This window comes from Marivita sp., from assembly GCF_965656765.1.
Lineage (GTDB): Bacteria > Pseudomonadota > Alphaproteobacteria > Rhodobacterales > Rhodobacteraceae > Marivita.
On sequence record NZ_CBFHLV010000040.1, the window covers coordinates 1 to 17,840 of the forward strand.

The window sequence follows — 17,840 nt, forward strand, 5'->3', positions numbered from 1 at the left end:
ACAACGCAGAGCTCACGGCTAAAATAGCCGCTGAGTGACGAACTCCAACATCTCCGGAAAACCCGGTCTGGTTCAGTGCCTTTGAACTGCCCGTGGCGACCGCCATATGACACCCGGCATGATGCAGGGCAGACAAAAACTCATGCGCGCCGTCGATTGGATTTAGGTCGGTCGGGTACTGATCCATCAGCAGTCGGTCAATACGTTCCGCGAAGTCTTCGGGCGCAGGCCGCCCTGCCCTGTTGCTAACCCATTCGGCGATGCGTGACATCTTGAGGCCAAGCACCTCTTTCCCCAAGTCGCGCGGATTTAGGTCTTGGGCACCTAGACGGTGCGCCTCGTCTGCGATGGCCTTGAGCGACAGCACTTCACTGTCCACAAGGCAGCCGTCGAGATCGAAGATGATCGCGGGAGGCATGCGGTGGCTTTCGTTAGGGTGTTGCAGCCCGGATCACGCGCGGGTCGGCGTGGTCTCCATAAAGGCAATGGTGTTTTCGAGCGACGACAAAACCGCCTGAGAGCCCAGCCCCATTGCGTTCTGCGCCGAGGATGCCTGTCCGAAGCGGATGCAATCCTCAATGGATCGGTCCAGATGCAGCCCGGTGGCAAAGCCCGCGTTGAAGCAATCGCCGCAGCCACAGGTGCACACCACGTCGATCTTGTAGGACGGAATGTCAATCTTCTGACCGCGCTGATCGCGGTACATGGCCCCATCTGCGCCAAGCGTCAGGATGACGGCACCGACGCCCTGATCCAGCAGAAACGCGGCGATCTGTTCGTAGTCGGTCATACCGGACAGGGCCATCGCCTCCTCCTCCGACGGCATGAAGTAGTCGGTATGCGCCAGAAGCGGACGGATCAGCGGGAAGTCTTCCGGGGTAGAGGCGAACACGTCGAGCGTGGTGGTGATGCCTCGAGCCTTAGCCTCGGCCAGAAGTTCGGCATTGCGGCCATTGTCCATCGCGTCCATCAGGCCGACGCCGCCGATGTGCAGGATTTTGGTGTCCAGCACCCGGTCCACAAGATCATCGGTGATGTAAAACCCCGCCGTCGCACCGCGCTTGTGCAACGCCGGGCGCGCCCCGTCAGGGCGGGTGGTCACGACGCTGGACGAGGTGGTCATGTCGGGGATGCGCTGCATCATCTCGGTATCGACGCCGAAATCGCCAAAGCGGCGTAGGACCCAATCGCCCATCAGATCATTGCCGACACCGCCCACAGCCTGAACCTTAAGCCCATGCTTGGCCGCGACGATGGCCGCTGAGCCCGCAGCACCGGACACGGCCAAAGTAAATTCATCGACGAAATAGGTGTTTCCGCCGGGGGGGATTTCGGTCACTGGGCGGCACAGCGCATCAAAGGTGTGAAACCCCATCGAGGTATAGTCAAAGGTCATGGGTTATTCTCCATCCTGTGCAGCGTCAGCGTAGGCGCTGACCAGAGGCCGTATCAAAAAGGTAAATCCGCTTGGGATCAAAGCCGACAGCCGCGTCGGAGTTCAAGTCGGCGCGGTAGTCGCGATGGGCCTTTACCTCGATCAGCTTGTCGTCCGCCTTGATCGTGAGATAGGTCATGTCGCCTGTCGGCTCGACCCCGTAGACGATGCCGGTCAGATGCCCTGCATCCGCCGTGACGGTGCAATCCTCGGGGCGTACGCCCAGCGTGACCTTGCCGTCATGTTTGGCGGGAAGGCCGTCGACCCGGACACCGGGGGCTGTAAAGGTCCCGTGCTCCATCCTGCCCGCGATCAGGTTCATGGGCGGTGCGCCGATGAAGTTGGCGACAAAGGTGTTGGCGGGATCGTTGTAGATCTCGTCGGGCGTGCCGATCTGCTGGATCGCGCCCTTGTCCATGATCACGATCCGGTCCGCGAGGGTCATCGCCTCGATCTGGTCATGGGTCACGTAGACAGTGGTGATCTTCAACTCGCGCTGGATGTGCTTGATCTGCACCCGCATGTGTTGGCGCAGCTTGGCGTCGAGGTTCGACAGCGGCTCGTCCATGAGGAATGCATGCGGCTGGCGCACGATGGCACGGGCCAACGCGGCGCGCTGCCGCTGACCACCGGACAATGCGCTGGGTTTGCGGTCGAGATACTCGGTCAGTTCGACCAGACCCGCGGCGCGTTTGATCAGCGTGTCATGCTGATCTTGCGGAACCCCGCGCATCCGCAACGGGAAGCGAATGTTCTCGTAGATCGTCATGTTGGGATAAAGCGCATAGCCTTGGAACACCATCGCCACATCCCGGTCGCGGGCGTCGATGTCGTTCATCACCTCGCCATCCATGACGATTTCGCCTTCAGATGGCTCCTCAAGGCCCGCGATCATCCGCATGGTGGTGGTCTTGCCGCAGCCCGAGGGGCCAAGAAAGACGACGAATTCCTCATCCGCGATGTCGAGGTTCACGTCCCGGACACCCCAGATGGCGCCCCAGCGTTTCTGGATGTTGTTCAGTTGGATTCTTGCCATTTCTTATCCTTTGACGGCCCCCATGGTCAGACCGCGTGACAGGTGCTTCTGGATCAGGACGACCACAAGGAACACCGGCAGGAACGCGAGGAAGGCGACCAGCGCGATTGCATTGTAGATCACGCCATCAGACCCGCCGGTGAAGTTCGCCAGCGCCACCGACATGGTGTAGGCGTCGGGCGTCGAGGCGATGAGCAGCGTGAAGAGGAATTCGTTGATCGCGAAGATCATTGCGATGACAGAGGCTGTGATGATGCCCGGCAGGATGGCGGGGATGATGATTTCCCACAGAATGCGCAATTCGCCTGCCCCGTCTGTCTTGGCCGCGTCTTCCAGTTCTTTGGGGATATCGAGCATGTAGGACCTGATGATCCATGTCACAAAGCTCAGGTTGATGGCGGCGTAGATCAACATCAGCGCCCAGATCGTATCGAGCAGACCGAAATTGCGGAAGAGGAAGAAGATCGGCACCGCCACGATGGCCGGGGCCATCATGCGGGTGGACAGGATGTAAAACCCGATATCGTCCCGCCCCTTATATTCGAAACGCGACAGCGAATAGGCGGCGGGGATCGCCAGAATAAGGTCGATGATGACCGACCCGATGATGGCAAGGACCGAGTTCCGGAGGTATTTCCCCATCGGCCAGTCTTCCCAGATCATGTGCCATGCATCGAGGCTGAAGGTCGGGACATAGATGGGCTGCGGGGTGATGATCTCGGTCCGGGGGCGCAAGCCGATGGACAGGAACCAAAGGACCGGCACGAGACAGAACAAAGTCCATGCACCAAGGATCGCATAGCGCAGGGCAAGGCTTTCGCCCCGGGAACGTTTGCGTTGAGAGGCCATTGGTCAGTCCCTCGCCGAGACAAAGGCGCGTTTGACGACAAACTGCGCGATGATGATCGTGATGATCAGCATGATGACTGATGCGGCCGAGGCATAGCCGAAGTTAAAGAACTTGAAGCCCGTCCTGTAGATGAAATAGCTGATGGTTTCTGTACCAAAGGCCGGACCACCCTTGGTGATGATGAAGACGTTGGTGAACATCGTTGTGATGTCGATGGCCCGCAGGATGAGCGCGACCGCGATGATCGGCTTCATCATCGGCAATGAGATATTCCAGAAGATCGCGTACCATGACGCGCCATCCAGCCGCGCGGCCTCTTCCACCTCTTCATCCTGTGCCTGAAGACCGGCGACGAAGATGATGAAAAGAAACGGAGTCCATTGCCAGACATCAGCGATGATCAGGATCATCCTGCTGAGCCATATCGAGGATTGCCACGCGACGTTGCCGTCCAGTACGCCGAGTCGGATGAAGATGTCAGCGATGACGCGGGCGTCGAGGAAAGCCAGCTTGTAGATAAAGGCCACTGCCGACGGCATAAAGAGCATCGGAATAAGGAAGATGATCCGCCATCCCTGCACCCACGGATCGCGATAGGCATAAAACGCCAGCGCAAGCGCAATCACACATTGCAGGATCAGCGAGATTGATCCGATCACCAGCGTATTCCAGAGCGCGCCCCAGAATTGGTAGTCGCCCATCAGGCGGCTGTAATTGTCGAACCCGGCCCATTGCCACGGTCCGAATTTCACGTTGTAGAAACTCTGAGTGATCGCAAAAATACCCGGATAGAGCGTGATCAGCATCAAGTAGAGAACAGCCGGCGCAACCAGCATATAGGGCAGCAGGGCTTTCATGCGCTTGCTGCGCCGCTTGAATTTGCGATGCGTCGGCCGTGCCGGGGCAGCGTTTGCCGCCCCGGCTTCCGACAGTTCTGGATTGCTCATGACAATCTCATCCTGCCCAATAGGTTTCGTGGCTTAACGCCTTAGAACGGGAGGTCCTTACCTTCGCCCACATACAGACCCGGCGCTGCCTGAGCATAGTCTACCGGATCATTGCCCTGATAGAAGCCGTTCGACGACATGATCTGCTTGACCGCAGCCGCTGCGTTGTCGAGCGCTTCCTTGGACGAGATCTGGCCGACCACGGCGCGGTTGATCTCGTTGCCGATGGCCTGTTCAATCGGGAACGCACCGGGAAGACGCGGGCTGCACCATGCGTGATGCAGGCTGTCGCCCCAGACTTTTGCGGGCTGAGACACGGCCTGAAGGTTTTCGTTCTCCAGAACCGACTTGTAACCCGGCGCCACACCATTGGCGTTGGCTTCGTTCATCGCCATGATCGACGCGGTGGTCAAGAAGCCCAGCATCAGGAACGCGCCTTCGGGGTTCTGTGCCGAGGCGGACACGCACGAGGTCGAACCCGCGATGTTCGGCGGTGCGAACCGGCCACCCGAAATGCGTGGTTCGTAGATTGTGACGAAATCGTCGACGATCTGCGACTGGTCGGGGCGCATGGCCTGTGTGCCGCTGTCCTGCCAACTGATGTTCGTGGCAACCTGCCCGCCCAGCCATGCGGCCCGGTTTTCCGGCCAACCTGCGCCAGCATGACCTTCGTTTGCGTTTTTGGCCAGTTCGAGAATGATCTCGAGACCTTTCATACCCGCATCGCCGTTGAAGATCGGCTCCCAGTTTTCGTCGAACAGCATCATTCCGGCTTGGGCCGCAATGTGTTCCCATGTGTAGGTCGACCAGAAGCCGGGCGCTGCCATCAGGCCCACACCAGACACACCGGGCTCCACCTTGTTCAGTTCGCCTGACAGACGGATCAGTTCATCATAGGTCGGAACCGAGTTTGCCTTGTCGATCGGACCGCCCAACACCTGCTCGACATAGCCTTTGCGCAGGTGAACCATCTGGATGTCGCAGTCGAACGGAATGCCGTACATCTGGCCGTTGAAATAGCCGTAGTTCAGGCGGTACGTGTCGTAGAAATCGTCAAGCGGCAGCTTCCATTTATCCGCAAAGTCCTGCAGCGGATAGAGGAAGCCCGGCGCTGCGAAGTCACCCAGCCAAGGCGAGAAGAACTGCAGCGCATCGAAAGACGCATTGCCAGAGATGAATTCGGCAAGCGCCTTGTCGTAGAAACTGTCGTCCGGGATCGGAACCAGCTCGACCTTGATTCCAGAGAGCGCTTCGAAGGGCACAAGGCCTTCGGCTGCGGATTCGGTGTCGGCGGCACCGATAGCAAAGCGCACGGTTGTGCCTGCCAGTTCGGAGCGAACCTTTTCCCAATCTACGGTGCGAATCCAATCCTTGCTACTGTCCCAGATCGGTTTGTCATCGGACATACCGTAAAGATCGCGGTAGTCCGCGCGGACATACTGGGAGATCGAGATCCCATCGAGCACGCTTTGCGGGTCCGGCAGGTGGTTGGCCGCCAAAACCTTGCCGCCCCACGTAGAGCCGGTTGCGGCGATTCCCATGGCGGATGCACTCGCCATAAACGACCGTCTGGATAGTCTTCCTCTGAATTCCATCATTTTCCTCCCTTGATGGCACAATCATTACCGCGCTCCGCCTCAGACAGCTTCTTAGCCGCTCAAAAGCATAGGAACACCTAACTGCACAACTGAACCATTGTTCACGACACCACAGTTCGTCAAGAACATTTATTGGTTTTGTGAACATTATTCTTGACTGTTAAACAAAAGTTCATGATGGTAGCGCCAAATCGAAGCGACAGGAAAAACTCGTATGGCCTCCAACATCTCACTGACCGGATTGGCAAAAGACCTTGCTGCCCGGGCCGCCTCTGGCAAACCGGTTCGCATCGGCTTGATCGGCTCTGGCGAGATGGGAACCGACATCGTCACACGCGCCGCAATGATGGACGGGGTGGACGTGGCGGCGATTTCGGAGCTCAACGTGCCGAACGCGCACAAAGCCGTATCCATCGCCACCGGTGAGGACGGGCACAGTCAGGACGCGACCTCTACTGACAGCCTCAACGCAATCATTGAGTCGGGCAAAACGGCAATTACCGACAATGCAGACCTGATTCTCGAGTCGGGATTGATTGACGTGGTGATCGACGCAACGGGCATTCCAGCAGTTGGTGCGGAAATCGGCCTGCGCGCGATGGAGCGCGGCAAGCATCTGACCATGATGAACGTCGAAGCGGACGTGACCATCGGCGCTTACCTGCGCAACGAAGCGGAACGGTTGGGCGTTGTCTATTCGCTGGGCGCGGGCGACGAGCCGTCTTCTTGCATGGAGCTGATCGAGTTCGTCACGGCCATGGGCCACAAGGTGGTCTGCGCCGGCAAGGGCAAAAACAATCCGCTGAACATCGACGCGACACCGGACGCTTACGAGGCAGAGGCAATCCGGCGCCACATGAACCCGCGCCTTCTGGTGGAGTTTGTGGACGGATCAAAAACCGCCGTCGAAATGGCTGCTATCGGCAATGCCACCGGCCTGATCCCAGATGTGGACGGGATGCACGGCCCTGCGGCGGGCCCCAAGGAACTGGCCAAGGTGCTGATCCCGCAAAAGGATGGCGGGATTCTGTCGGGGATCGGCAAGGTCGATTACTCAATCGGCAAGGGCGTGTCACCGGGCGTTTTCTGTATCGTGGAGGCCGAGCATCCGCGCATCCACGAGCGGATGAAAGACCTCAAGATGGGCGACGGCCCCTACTACGAATTCATTCGCCCCTACCACCTGACCTCGCTCGAAGTGCCGCTGACCTGCGCGCGCTCGGTGCTCTACGGCAAGGCCGACATGGTTCCTCTTGAAAAGCCGGTGGTCGAGGTCTGCGCCTTGGCCAAGAAGGATCTGCAACCGGGCGATACGCTCGACCAGATCGGCGAATATGCCTACCGCGCCTGGGCGATGGAAGTGGGTCGGGCGCAAGCCGCACGCGCCCTGCCCGCCGGGATGCTGACCGGAGCCAAAGTGACTGCGCCGATCAAGAAAGGTGAACTGATCACCCTCGCCAACACGACCCTGCCGCACTCGCGACTGGTCGAGCTGCGCCGCCGCCAGGACATGATGCTTTATGGGAAGGACCTTCTCAATGCGTGACACCGTGACACCCAATAACATCCCCTACGCCATCGCGCGGTACAGTGCCGACGAGCTGAAAGACGCTCTGAAAAAGATGTACCTGATCCGCAAATTCGAGGAAGGCGCGGAAGACAGCTACATGCGCGGGCTGATCCACGGCACAATGCACCTGAGCATTGGCCAAGAAGCGTCAGCGGTCGGGTCCTGCATGTCGCTGAGCGACGAGGACAAGATCACTTCGACCCACCGGGGGCATGGCCATTGCGTCGCCAAAGGCGCCGACCTGTCCCGCATGTTCGCCGAGTTCTTCGGCAAGGAAAGTGGCTATTGCAAAGGGCGCGGCGGGTCGATGCACATTGCTGACCCGAGCAAGGGCAATCTGGGCGCGAACGGTATCGTGGGGGGCGGTCTGCCTATCGCCGTTGGCGCAGCTTTGTCGGCCAAGCGCTTGGGCACGGGGGCCGTGACGATCTGTTTCTTCGGTGACGGTGCGAACAACGAGGGCGCGTTCCACGAGGCGTTGAACATGGCCAAGGTCTGGAACTTGCCAGTGGTGTTCGTCTGTGAAAACAACAAATACGGCATGTCCACCTCGACCGAAAGGTCCACCGCGGTCAAGAACATCGCGGATCGCGCGGTGGCCTATGCCATGCCGGGCGTGACCGTGGACGGGAACGACTTTTCCGCCGTGACCGAGGCGGTGGATGCCGCTGTCGAGCGCGCCCGCAAGGGTGAAGGCCCGAGCCTTGTCGAGAACGTCACCTACCGCTGGCGCGGGCATTCCAAGTCGGACCGCAACCGCTACCGGACCAAGGAAGAGATCGCAGACTGGCAATCCCGCGACCCGATTGTCGCGATGGCCAAGCTGCTGGTGGACCACAAGATCTCCACCGAGGACGAGGTTACCGAAATCGAAGCCGACGCGACCCGGATCATCGAAGAGGCCATCGCCTTTGCGACAGAGGGAGACAACCCGAAGATCGAAGAGGTCACCCGCGACGTCTACACCGAAGGGGCCGCAGCATGAACATGCACACAAAGACCGATCTGCGCGAATTGTCCTATGCCGAGGCCATCCGCGAAGCCATGGACATCGCCATGGCCCGCGATGAGCGCGTCATCCTGATGGGTGAGGATATCGGGGTCTATGGTGGTGCCTTTGGCGTCACTGGCGATCTGGTCGAGAAATACGGGACGGACCGTGTCATGGACACGCCTATTTCCGAGTTGGGCGGCGCTGGCGTCGCTGTCGGAGCCGCGATGACCGGGCTGCGCCCGATCTTCGAATTCCAGTTCTCGGATTTCGCAACCCTCGGGATGGAGCAGATCGTCAATCAGGCGGCCAAGATCCGTTACATGCTGGGCGGCGCAGTGTCGGTGCCTGTTGTCATGCGTTTTCCCTCGGGTTCCGGCACGGGCGCTGCAGCACAACACAGCCAGAGCCTTGAGGCGTGGACTGCGCATGTGCCAGGTCTGAAGGTGGTTCAGCCCGCGACACCTGCCGACGCCAAAGGGCTGTTGCTGGCCGCGCTGGAAGACCCCGATCCGGTGATGATTTACGAGCACAAGATCCTCTACAAGATGAAGGGGCATGTCCCGGAAGGGTACTACACCACCCCTATCGGCAAGGCGGCAGTGATGCGCGAGGGCAAGGACCTGACCATCGTCGCCACGTCGATCATGGTTCACAAGGCGCTAGAGGCCGCCGAAACATTGGCCGCCGAAGGCATCGACGCTGAGGTGATCGACCTGCGGACGATCCGCCCGATGGACCGCGACACGGTGCTCGCCTCGGTCCGCAAGACCGGACGGCTGGTCTGCGTCTACGAGGCAGTCAAGACGCTGGGCGTTGGCGCCGAGGTGTCGGCGATGGTCGCCGAAAGCGACGCGTTCGACTACCTTGATGCGCCGATCATCCGGCTGGGGGGCGCGGAATGCCCGATCCCCTACAACCCCGACTTGGAAAAAGCGGTGGTGCCGCAAGTGCCAGATATTCTTGAAGCCGCCCGCAACCTCGCAAAGGGACGCGTCTGATGCCGACCGAAGTCATCATGCCCAAGGTCGACATGGACATGGCCAAGGGCAAGATCATGTCGTGGCATATTGCCGAGGGCGACCACGTGTCCAAGGGCGATCCTCTGTTCGACATCGAGACCGACAAGGCCGCAATGGAGGTCGAAGCGCCTGCCGACGGCATCCTGCACCACACCGCACCCGAGGGCATGGACATCCCTATAGGCACCCCCTGCGCCTGGCTCTATGCCGAGGGCGAAGTGGTGGGTGAGCAACCCGCACCGTTTGCGGGGCAAGCCGGGGCTGCATCCGAACTTAAACCAGTCGAAGTAGACGTTCCGGACGACATCAAGCCAGTCGAGGCTGAAAGAGAACTGGTCGACGCAGTTGCCGGTGAGGCCACGGGCAAGGTCCGCGCCACCCCGCGCGCACGCTCCCTGGCCAGCGGTGCGGGCCTGAACATCGCAGACCTCATCGGCACCGGTCCGCGCGGACGGGTGCAGGCGCTGGACGTCGAAAACGAAATCACTCTGCGAGACACGCGCCCTGCCCCGCTGGCTTCGCCGGTCGTCTTCAAGGCGGAAACCGGCAGTCTGGCGGTGACCCGCTCCAAAGGCGGCACAGGGACACCTATCGTGATGATCCACGGCTTCGCCAGCGATGCCACGTCCTGGGCACCGATGGAGACACATCTGAAGCACCGCCCGTTGATCCGGATCGACCTGCCCGGTCACGGCAAGTCACCAAAGCTGCGCATCGACAGCTTTGCCGAGCTTGTGCGCGAGGTCCGGCGTGCCTTTGACGATCTGAACCTCGACGCTGCACATCTGGTTGGCCACAGCCTTGGCGGTGCCGTCAGTATAGCACTGGCCGATACGCGGGCAAAACGACTGTCGTCCCTGACACTGATTGCGCCTGCGGGGCTTGGCCCGGACATCAACGGCGATGCGCTGTCGGGGATCTGCAGGGCCACCCATGCCGAAAGCCTTGGGCCGTGGCTGCGCAGCCTTGTGGCAAACGAAGACATCGTGACCGACAGCTATGTCCGCCTTGCCATGGCGGGGCGTGAAGACACGAACCTGCGCGCAGCGCAGTCGCGCCTTGCCGATGCGCTTTTCCCGGATGGGGTTCAGGCTTTTGACCTGCGCGCGGCACTGGAACGGATCGACGCTCCGACCCGGATCATATGGGGTAAACAGGACGCGATCATCCCCTGGAAACACGCCCTGCGCGCGCCGGGCAAGATGGCGCTTCACCTTTTTGACGGCGTTGGGCACATGCCCCAGATCGAATGCAGTGCTGAGTTGGGTCGGATCCTGTCGTCAAGCCTTTGACCAGTTGTTCATTGTCACCCACCGAAAACATCGGTTACCTGTCAAAAGCCAGAGACATAAGCCAGATCACAAGGGGGCGAACCGATGGCAAAATCGCAAGACCAGCTTCGGGTCCGCGCCGCATGGCTTTATTACATCGAAGGCATGACCCAATCCGATGTCGGCAAAAAGCTTGGCGTGAACCGGATCACGGTGACCCGTTTGCTGTCCGAAGCCAAGAAACGTGGTGAGGTTGTGATCCGGATTAAGTCGGAATTGACCGAACTGATCGAACTTCAACAACAGCTTCAGGATCACTACGATCTCGAACAGGCCATTGTCGCACCACTTGAAGCCGTCGAAGACGACCCGACACGGGTGATCGCCGCGGCCGCTGGCACATATGTGTCGAACCTGATGGAAAACGGCATGACCGTTGGCGTGGGTTGGGGCAAGACCCTTCACGCGATGTTGCCCTATATCGAGGAAAAGCCCCTGTCGGACGTGCGGGTTGTGTCCCTTCTCGGCGGCATCGCACAAGCCAGACGCTTCAACCCTGCCGAATTTGCGTGGCAATTCGCCGAACTGTTCGAAGCCGAAGGCTATCTGATCTCTGCCCCGGCAGTTGTGGATTCGCCGCAAACACGGCACGCCCTTTTGGAGAACTGTGGTCTCGATCAAATCCTGCAACTCGCCGAAGCCTGCGACGTTGCTTTGCTGTCTTGCGGCGGGATCACCTCGCTGACCACGTCATATCGCTCGGGTCACATCACGGAGTCGGACCGTCAATCGCTGATCGCAGCGGGTGCGGTCGGCGATTTTCTGTATCATTTCCTCGACAAGGACGGAAATATCGTGGACCATCCGGTCAACAATCGGTCGATCTCGATGTCGCTCGATCGCTTGAAGCGTGTTCCGAAAAAGGTTCTGATGTCGGGTGGTCGTGAAAAGATCGAAATCCTGCGCGCCAGTATTTCTTCGCTCGCGCCCAATGTCCTGATTACCGATGAGATTACCGCTCGAACGTTGCTGGAAACCGCTGATGCCAAGAGCCCCCACACGGCCGCCAAAGTTGACTAAATCCATCGCGCGCAAGCGTGCCGTCAAACGCCCGGATGGCGGCTGTGCAAGCACCGAGTGCCGTTCGGAAAACGCGACACCGGTGGAGCCTAGATTGCGCGAGCATGCATGTGCTATCATACAGATGAGGAGATGAATATGATGGTGGCCAGCCCGAAGAAATTCACTCTTTTGCATGATCTGAACATGCCAATCCGTGATGCGTTGCGAGGCGTTGTCACGTTGGCTGACGCAACTGAGGACATGCTCGAGCCAGCCTCCAAATTATTACCGGAACCGCTGCGCAGCCGCTTTCACAGCGCCATGCAAGCATTCGAGCAAGCCGGCAAACGCCTGCTCCATGCGCCGATTGACATGGAGCGGATCAGCGATGCGGCGCAGTTTGCTCAAGGCACCACGTTGGACAAATCCGGAGTGAACACGGCCGCGAGCGTGATCGTTTTTGCCTGGGAGCACCTCAACCAATCCCGCGTCGACCACCGCCATCTTATCAGCGAAACCATCGTTGCAGACCGGTTGTCGCGGTTGCAACCGGACGGCGGCACGATCGGGTTTGCCTTCGCCGCGTCCCTGTTCCTCGACCTGCGCCAATCCTCAGCCATTGGCGTGATGCCGGGATTGACGCGCGGTATCACCGAGAATGAAGAAACCGAAGTCGACCTGGCATTGATGGCCATTGCCGTCTGGCTATCATCGAAACGAGCGGACACCCTCGAGGAAGAAGAAAAGCTTCTGGACCTGTCCATGGCCCTTGTCCGCGCGCTTCAGTCAGAGGCGGCAACTGCCTTTCAAAGCCAAGACGCCTTGGCCCAGTTTCTTGATGAAACGTCATCGCATCTTTAGGATCGGACTCTATGTCGACGCATGATTTGACCAAGACAGACCAACCGTTGCGCAAATCCGCACAACGTCTGCGGTGGTTCGTCGATGCGTTCGATCAGCAAATCCAAAACACCGAAGCTCAGACGGGTAACCAGTTTTCCGTCGACCGGGGCGCTTTGGCGCACGTCTTTGCCGATTGGCTAAAGGCGTTCGAAGCCCAGAAACCGACGCGCGAGGATGATAAACCCGCCTATGTGGGTTTTGCGGCTGGCCTCATGCTCAGAACCTTGATCAAGCACAAACCGGTCGCGGTAGTGAAACAGCCTGACAATGCAGACCAGTCAAATCCGGCGTACTTCTGGCCTGAAGGGTACCTCTATGTCGCATTCTGCCTGAATGTGCGCGGCTTGGTTCTCGAGACAGATTTTCACGCGGCACAACACCCGCCGAGTGATCGGCTTGCGGACAACCGGACGTGGTGGAGCTTTCGCGAGAACGTGCAACAGGATCCCTCTCTGGCGATCGCCTTCCTCGACCTTTTTGCTGGAGATGAGCCGGAATGGACCATGCCCGAACTGTTCAGAACAGGCCGCGTTGCCCGCATCGCGGAACGGTTTTACGCCAAGGAAGTGGCAGCGCCTGAAAAGCCGTAAATTGACCAGGTTCTCTCGCAGGATCACAGACAGTAATGACGTGACGCGCGTCGGTTGAGGACAAAGCTTAGGTTCACGGGCACGCACCGCACCCTGCAACCCAACACGCACAGCGATCGCGGTTTTCCAAGTGACTCTTGCCCAATGATGATGAATACGTGCCGGCTTCTTCACCTGCAGGCCATCGCAGGACGGACGACCCAGCGGCATGAAAACGTATCCGGGCGATCAAACTGACTATTAAGAGTCACATCGCACCGGCGCACGAAGGTCGGAAGAGATCGGGAATTATTGATTTATAGCCATGATATGGCGCACCTGAGAGGATTCGAACCTCTGGCCTCTGCCTTCGGAGGGCAGCGCTCTATCCAGCTGAGCTACAGGTGCCTATGGCCTCTCTACACAGAAGGGATTTGGGGCGCAAATGCAAATGTAGCCCGGCGGGTGGGTTTTCGCCGGGCCATGATACGTTAACGCATCAATCGTTTCGGTTGGCCGAAAGGCGCGCGCGTCAGCTTGCGGCTTTCAGCTCAAGACGGCGTTGGTGCAGAACTGGTTCGGTGTAGCCAGATGGCTGGACACGTCCCTCAAACACCAAATCACACGCCGCCTGAAAAGCGATGGTATCAAAACCCGGCGCCATCGGCGTGTAAGCCGCATCACCCGCGTTTTGATCATCCACAACTGCTGCCATGCGCTGCATGATCTCCATCACGTCGTCTTTCGACATGATGTCATGATGGAGCCAGTTGGCGATGTGCTGGGCGCTGATCCGGCAGGTCGCGCGATCTTCCATAAGGCCGACATTGTTGATGTCCGGCACTTTGGAACAGCCCACCCCCTGATCGACCCAACGCACGACGTAACCCAGTATGCCTTGGGCGTTGTTTTCGACCTCGCGGGTGATCTGGTCTTTCGACCATTTCTGGAATGCGGCCAATGGGATGTCTAGAATTGTATCGACATGCGCGCGGCGTCCGCCCTTGCGCAGCTTGTCCTGAACCGCAAACACATCAACCTTGTGATAGTGCAACGCATGCAGGGTGGCAGCCGTTGGAGACGGCACCCAAGCGCAGTTGGCACCCGACTTGGGATGTTCGATCTTTTGCTCCAGCATCGCGGCCATCATGTCTGGCATGGCCCACATGCCTTTGCCAATCTGCGCCTTACCGGACAGACCGCATTCCAGGCCAATATCAACATTGCGATTTTCGTAGCCGCCAATCCAGGCTTTGCGTTTGATAAAGTCCTTACGGCTGAAGGGGCCTGCTTCCATCGAGGTGTGAATTTCGTCGCCGGTGCGATCCAGAAAGCCCGTGTTGATGAAGGCGACCCGGTGCTTGGCTGCGCGGATGCATTGTTTGAGGTTCACACTCGTGCGGCGTTCCTCGTCCATGATGCCCAGCTTGACAGTGTTGGCGGGCAAGCTCAGCGCTTTTTCGACAAAGGTAAACGTCTCATCAGCGAACGCCACCTCGTCCGGCCCATGCATCTTGGGTTTCACCACATAGACCGAACCGTGATGCGAATTGCGCAGGCCAGCGGTCTTGTCCAGATCATGTTTGGCGATCAATGCGGTGATCATCGCATCCATCAGGCCTTCATAGATTTCTGCGCCGTCCTTCAGCAGGATCGCCGGGTTTGTCATGAGGTGACCGACATTGCGCACCAGCATCAGTGCGCGGCCTTTGACCGTGATGTCCGCCCCGTTCGGCGCGGTGTAAGTCAGATCGGGGTTCAACGCGCGCGTGACGGTCTTGCCGCCCTTCTCGAAGCTGTCGTTCAGGTCGCCCTTCATGAGGCCCAGCCAATTGGTGTAGGCGAGCGTTTTGTCCTCGGCATCGACGCAAGCAACAGAATCCTCGCAATCCATGATCGCAGAGACCGCGCTTTCAAGACGCACATCCGCAAGACCGGCCTGATCGCGGCTGCCGATAAAATGCGTCCGGTCAAACACCAATTCGACATGCAGACCATTGTTGCGCAGCAGGACAGCGTCGGGGGCCTTGGGGTGACCGGTATAGCCGATGAATTTCTCTGGCTGCGCCAGTGGCATGTCGTCAATCAGCAGCGCGCCATCATGCACATAGTAGCGACGCGCATCAGCATGGCTGCCACCATCAATTGGGAACGCCTCGTCAAGAAACACACGGGCGCGGGCGACGACGCGCGCGCCGCGACCCTTGTCATAACCACCTTTCGGAGCTGGCGTGCCCATCGCATCAGTGCCATAGAACCCATCATAAAGGCTGCCCCACCGAGCATTCGCAGCGTTCAAGGCATAGCGCGCATTGGTAATCGGCACGACCAGCTGAGGCCCTGGTACGGTTGCAATCTCGGGATCGGTATTCTGGGTTTCGATCTCAAAATCATCGCCTTCGTCCAGCAGGTAGCCGATCTCGGACAGGAACGCCTTATAGGCCTCATGGTCATGCGGCTGATTGCGGTGACGAATGTGCCATTCGTCAATCTTGGTCTGGATGTCTTCGCGAGTTTTCAACAGAGCCGCGTTTTTGGGCCCAAACTCATGCGCGAGGGTCGACAGTGCCTCCCAGAACGCATCAGCGTCTACACCGGTACCCGGAAGCGCTTGCCCCTCAATAAAGTCAAAAAGCGTCTGGTCGATCTTCATTCCGTGACGGTCAATCCGGCTGGCCATGGCTCATTCCCCTCGCTGTATACGGCGGTACTCAATTAGAAAGAAAGTTTCCGATCCGCAACAGCTTTGGTCAGGTTACCTGACCAAATATGGTGCATTTTGGAAATCTTGATAATCGGGCTTCGCTGTTCCGGTTTGCTTGAAACTCATGACTTGTTCTTTGCCTTGCGGCACCGGTCCGAACAGTATTTCACGTCATCCCAGACCTTTTCCCACTTCTTGCGCCAGACGAAGGGCAGACCGCAGGTCGCGCATGTTTTGGTCGGCAGATCGGATTTCTTGCGGTGTTTCGGCACTATAGGTCCAGTTTCAACTGTGCGTCGTCGGACTTGGTGCGGCGCGGTTTGTGTGGCGCGCGATCATTGACGAAATACCCGGCACTGTCCTTGCGGCTGGCGTGTTTATGGATCACCCGCTGCGTTTCATTACGGTCGACGCTGCGGCGCATGGAAAAGATGCGGTCTCGTGCAGTGCGCGCCGCCTCTGCCACGTCAACGATTGGAGCAGGATAGGCGCGGCCCAACACGTGCCCTGCCCCATCCCACGTCCACGGCGTTTGCAAGTGGCGATCCGGCACGTCCGCCAGTTCAGGCAGCCAAGCGCGTGTGAATGCTCCGGTTGGATCCTGATCCGTGCCTTGCTTGATCGGGTTGTAAATGCGCGGTGTATTGATGCCAGTGGTCCCCGACTGCATCTGCATTTGGCTCCAATGAATGCCCGGCTCGTAATCTGTGAACATCCGCGCCAGATGCTGCCCCGTGCTGCGCCAGTCCAGCCAGAGATGATAGCTTGCCACGCTGACCACCATCGCCCGCATCCGAAAATTGAGCCACCCTGTCGCCCGCAAAGACCGCATACAAGCATCCAGAAACGGCAGGCCGGTTTCCCCATTTTGCCACGCGGTCAGGCGCGCATGATCGGGTTCTAACGGGCGCATCCCTTCATAGGCACGGTGCAAACAGTTGTATTCTAGCGCAGGTTCATCCTCCAGCTTTTGCATGAAGTGATCGCGCCATGCGAGGCGGGATTGAAACGACTTTAGGCTTCCTGCCCAACCATCGCGGGGCCCGCCCTTGACCTCGCGTTGGCGAGCGGCAGTCGCCTGAACCACTTCGCGGATCGTCACCGTGCCCAGCGCCAGATGCGGGCTGAGCCGGGAGCAAGCGACGGCACCTTCACGCGGAGACGACATGGCGCTGCGATAAGTTTGCCCGCGCTCGGTCAGGAAACCGCCCAACAACGACAAGGCATGATCCCGCCCGCCCGTCTGCCGTTCTGGACACGGATCGGCCGCACACAGGTCCGGGACGCGGTCCGAAGGCACGGTACAAGGCGGCAACGCGGGCGGCGCCATCACCTGCCCTTGTGCGGTAAATGCATTGCGCTGCTTGGCCCAGCCATCACGCCCTTGCAGGCGACGCACCACACCGGATTGCGGCAGCTCTGTCCAACGGATACCCTGCCCTTTGACCCATGTTCCAACTTGTTGGTCACGGGCATATGTCCAGCCATTGCCGGTTTCCTCGTGACTCACCAGATGATCGAACCGAACCGTTTGGCGCACATCCTCTAGCGCTGATACTGCATCACCAACCCGTATCACCAGATTGCTTCCAAGATGTTGCAAGGCGGTTTGCAAATCTGAAAGGCTCTCTTGCAAAAACGCAAACTGACGCCCCGAAGTGTCAGGCAAAGCCCAATACTCTGGCTCGAAAATATAGAGCGGAACGATGTTGTCATCACGCGCCGCCACAGCCAGAGCTGGATTGTCGTGAATGCGCAGATCACGCTTGAACCAAAGCACAGTTGTCATGAGGCACAGTTAGCTGTGCAACCCTGCGTGACCAGTGGGATTATAGCCAATAACCCGCAACCCGTTTCACTTCTTCCCAATCCCGGCATAGGT

Annotated in this window: 16 protein-coding genes and 1 tRNA gene; 7 read left to right on the forward strand and 10 right to left on the reverse strand. The window is 59.0% G+C overall.

Annotation, left to right across the window (positions count from 1 at the left end):
• The 6 genes from ACTG4M_RS11480 to ACTG4M_RS11505 form a co-directional block, all read right to left on the reverse strand.
• Window positions 1–418, reverse strand: a 418-nt coding sequence (locus tag ACTG4M_RS11480; RefSeq protein ID WP_439123799.1) for an HAD family hydrolase, incomplete at its 3' end; no start/stop codon positions are given.
• A 33-nt stretch (window positions 419–451) separates the two neighbouring features.
• Window positions 452–1,396 carry a carbohydrate kinase family protein gene (locus ACTG4M_RS11485; protein ID WP_439123800.1) on the reverse strand — a complete coding sequence of 315 codons (945 nt, stop codon included), beginning with the start codon at window positions 1,394–1,396 and terminating at the stop codon, window positions 452–454.
• Window positions 1,397–1,421: 25 nt separating this feature from the next.
• On the reverse strand, window positions 1,422–2,471 hold the full coding sequence (locus ACTG4M_RS11490; protein WP_439123801.1) for an ABC transporter ATP-binding protein: 1,050 nt from the start codon (window positions 2,469–2,471) through the stop codon (window positions 1,422–1,424).
• Window positions 2,472–2,474: 3 nt separating this feature from the next.
• A complete protein-coding gene (locus ACTG4M_RS11495) occupies window positions 2,475–3,320 on the reverse strand; it encodes a carbohydrate ABC transporter permease (protein ID WP_439123802.1) in 846 nt (281 codons plus the stop codon).
• Between the two features lie 3 nt (window positions 3,321–3,323).
• Window positions 3,324–4,268 (reverse strand): carbohydrate ABC transporter permease, encoded by a 945-nt coding sequence (locus ACTG4M_RS11500; protein ID WP_439123803.1) that lies wholly within the window; start codon window positions 4,266–4,268, stop codon window positions 3,324–3,326.
• A 41-nt stretch (window positions 4,269–4,309) separates the two neighbouring features.
• Window positions 4,310–5,827, reverse strand: a complete 1,518-nt coding sequence (locus tag ACTG4M_RS11505) for an ABC transporter substrate-binding protein (RefSeq protein ID WP_439123804.1) — start codon at window positions 5,825–5,827, stop codon at window positions 4,310–4,312.
• A 253-nt stretch (window positions 5,828–6,080) separates the two neighbouring features.
• On the opposite strand from ACTG4M_RS11505, the gene ACTG4M_RS11510 reads away from it, so the two are divergent.
• From ACTG4M_RS11510 to ACTG4M_RS11540, 7 genes are all read left to right on the forward strand, one after another.
• Entirely contained in the window at window positions 6,081–7,412 is a 1,332-nt protein-coding gene (locus tag ACTG4M_RS11510) for an NAD(P)H-dependent oxidoreductase (RefSeq protein WP_439123805.1), read from the forward strand.
• Window positions 7,405–8,421, forward strand: coding sequence for a thiamine pyrophosphate-dependent dehydrogenase E1 component subunit alpha (locus ACTG4M_RS11515; RefSeq protein ID WP_439123806.1), 1,017 nt, complete (start codon window positions 7,405–7,407; stop codon window positions 8,419–8,421). Before ACTG4M_RS11510 ends, ACTG4M_RS11515 begins: the two co-directional genes overlap by 8 nt.
• Window positions 8,418–9,428 carry an alpha-ketoacid dehydrogenase subunit beta gene (locus ACTG4M_RS11520; protein WP_439123807.1) on the forward strand — a complete coding sequence of 337 codons (1,011 nt, stop codon included), beginning with the start codon at window positions 8,418–8,420 and terminating at the stop codon, window positions 9,426–9,428. Before ACTG4M_RS11515 ends, ACTG4M_RS11520 begins: the two co-directional genes overlap by 4 nt.
• Entirely contained in the window at window positions 9,428–10,741 is a 1,314-nt protein-coding gene (locus ACTG4M_RS11525; protein WP_439123808.1) for an acetoin dehydrogenase dihydrolipoyllysine-residue acetyltransferase subunit, read from the forward strand. The genes ACTG4M_RS11520 and ACTG4M_RS11525 overlap by 1 nt, the downstream gene beginning before the upstream one ends.
• Window positions 10,742–10,825: 84 nt before the next feature.
• A complete protein-coding gene (locus tag ACTG4M_RS11530; protein WP_439123809.1) occupies window positions 10,826–11,800 on the forward strand; it encodes a sugar-binding transcriptional regulator in 975 nt (324 codons plus the stop codon).
• 138 nt (window positions 11,801–11,938) lie between these two features.
• Window positions 11,939–12,643: a hypothetical protein gene (locus tag ACTG4M_RS11535; RefSeq protein ID WP_439123810.1), complete on the forward strand. Its 705-nt coding sequence runs from the start codon at window positions 11,939–11,941 to the stop codon at window positions 12,641–12,643.
• A gap of 11 nt (window positions 12,644–12,654) precedes the next feature.
• Window positions 12,655–13,275 carry a hypothetical protein gene (locus tag ACTG4M_RS11540; RefSeq protein WP_439123811.1) on the forward strand — a complete coding sequence of 207 codons (621 nt, stop codon included), beginning with the start codon at window positions 12,655–12,657 and terminating at the stop codon, window positions 13,273–13,275.
• 310 nt (window positions 13,276–13,585) lie between these two features.
• Here the strand turns inward: ACTG4M_RS11540 and ACTG4M_RS11545 are convergent.
• The 4 genes from ACTG4M_RS11545 to ACTG4M_RS11560 form a co-directional block, all read right to left on the reverse strand.
• Window positions 13,586–13,662 (reverse strand) — tRNA-Arg (locus ACTG4M_RS11545).
• A 124-nt stretch (window positions 13,663–13,786) separates the two neighbouring features.
• Entirely contained in the window at window positions 13,787–15,934 is a 2,148-nt protein-coding gene (locus tag ACTG4M_RS11550) for a malate synthase G (protein ID WP_439123812.1), read from the reverse strand.
• Window positions 15,935–16,080: 146 nt separating this feature from the next.
• The gene (locus ACTG4M_RS11555) at window positions 16,081–16,230 is read right to left on the reverse strand and encodes a DUF2256 domain-containing protein (protein WP_439123813.1); all 150 of its coding nucleotides are present in this window, start codon (window positions 16,228–16,230) and stop codon (window positions 16,081–16,083) included.
• Window positions 16,230–17,747: an FAD-binding domain-containing protein gene (locus tag ACTG4M_RS11560; RefSeq protein WP_439123814.1), complete on the reverse strand. Its 1,518-nt coding sequence runs from the start codon at window positions 17,745–17,747 to the stop codon at window positions 16,230–16,232. Before ACTG4M_RS11560 ends, ACTG4M_RS11555 begins: the two co-directional genes overlap by 1 nt.
• Window positions 17,748–17,840: the final 93 nt, after the last annotated feature.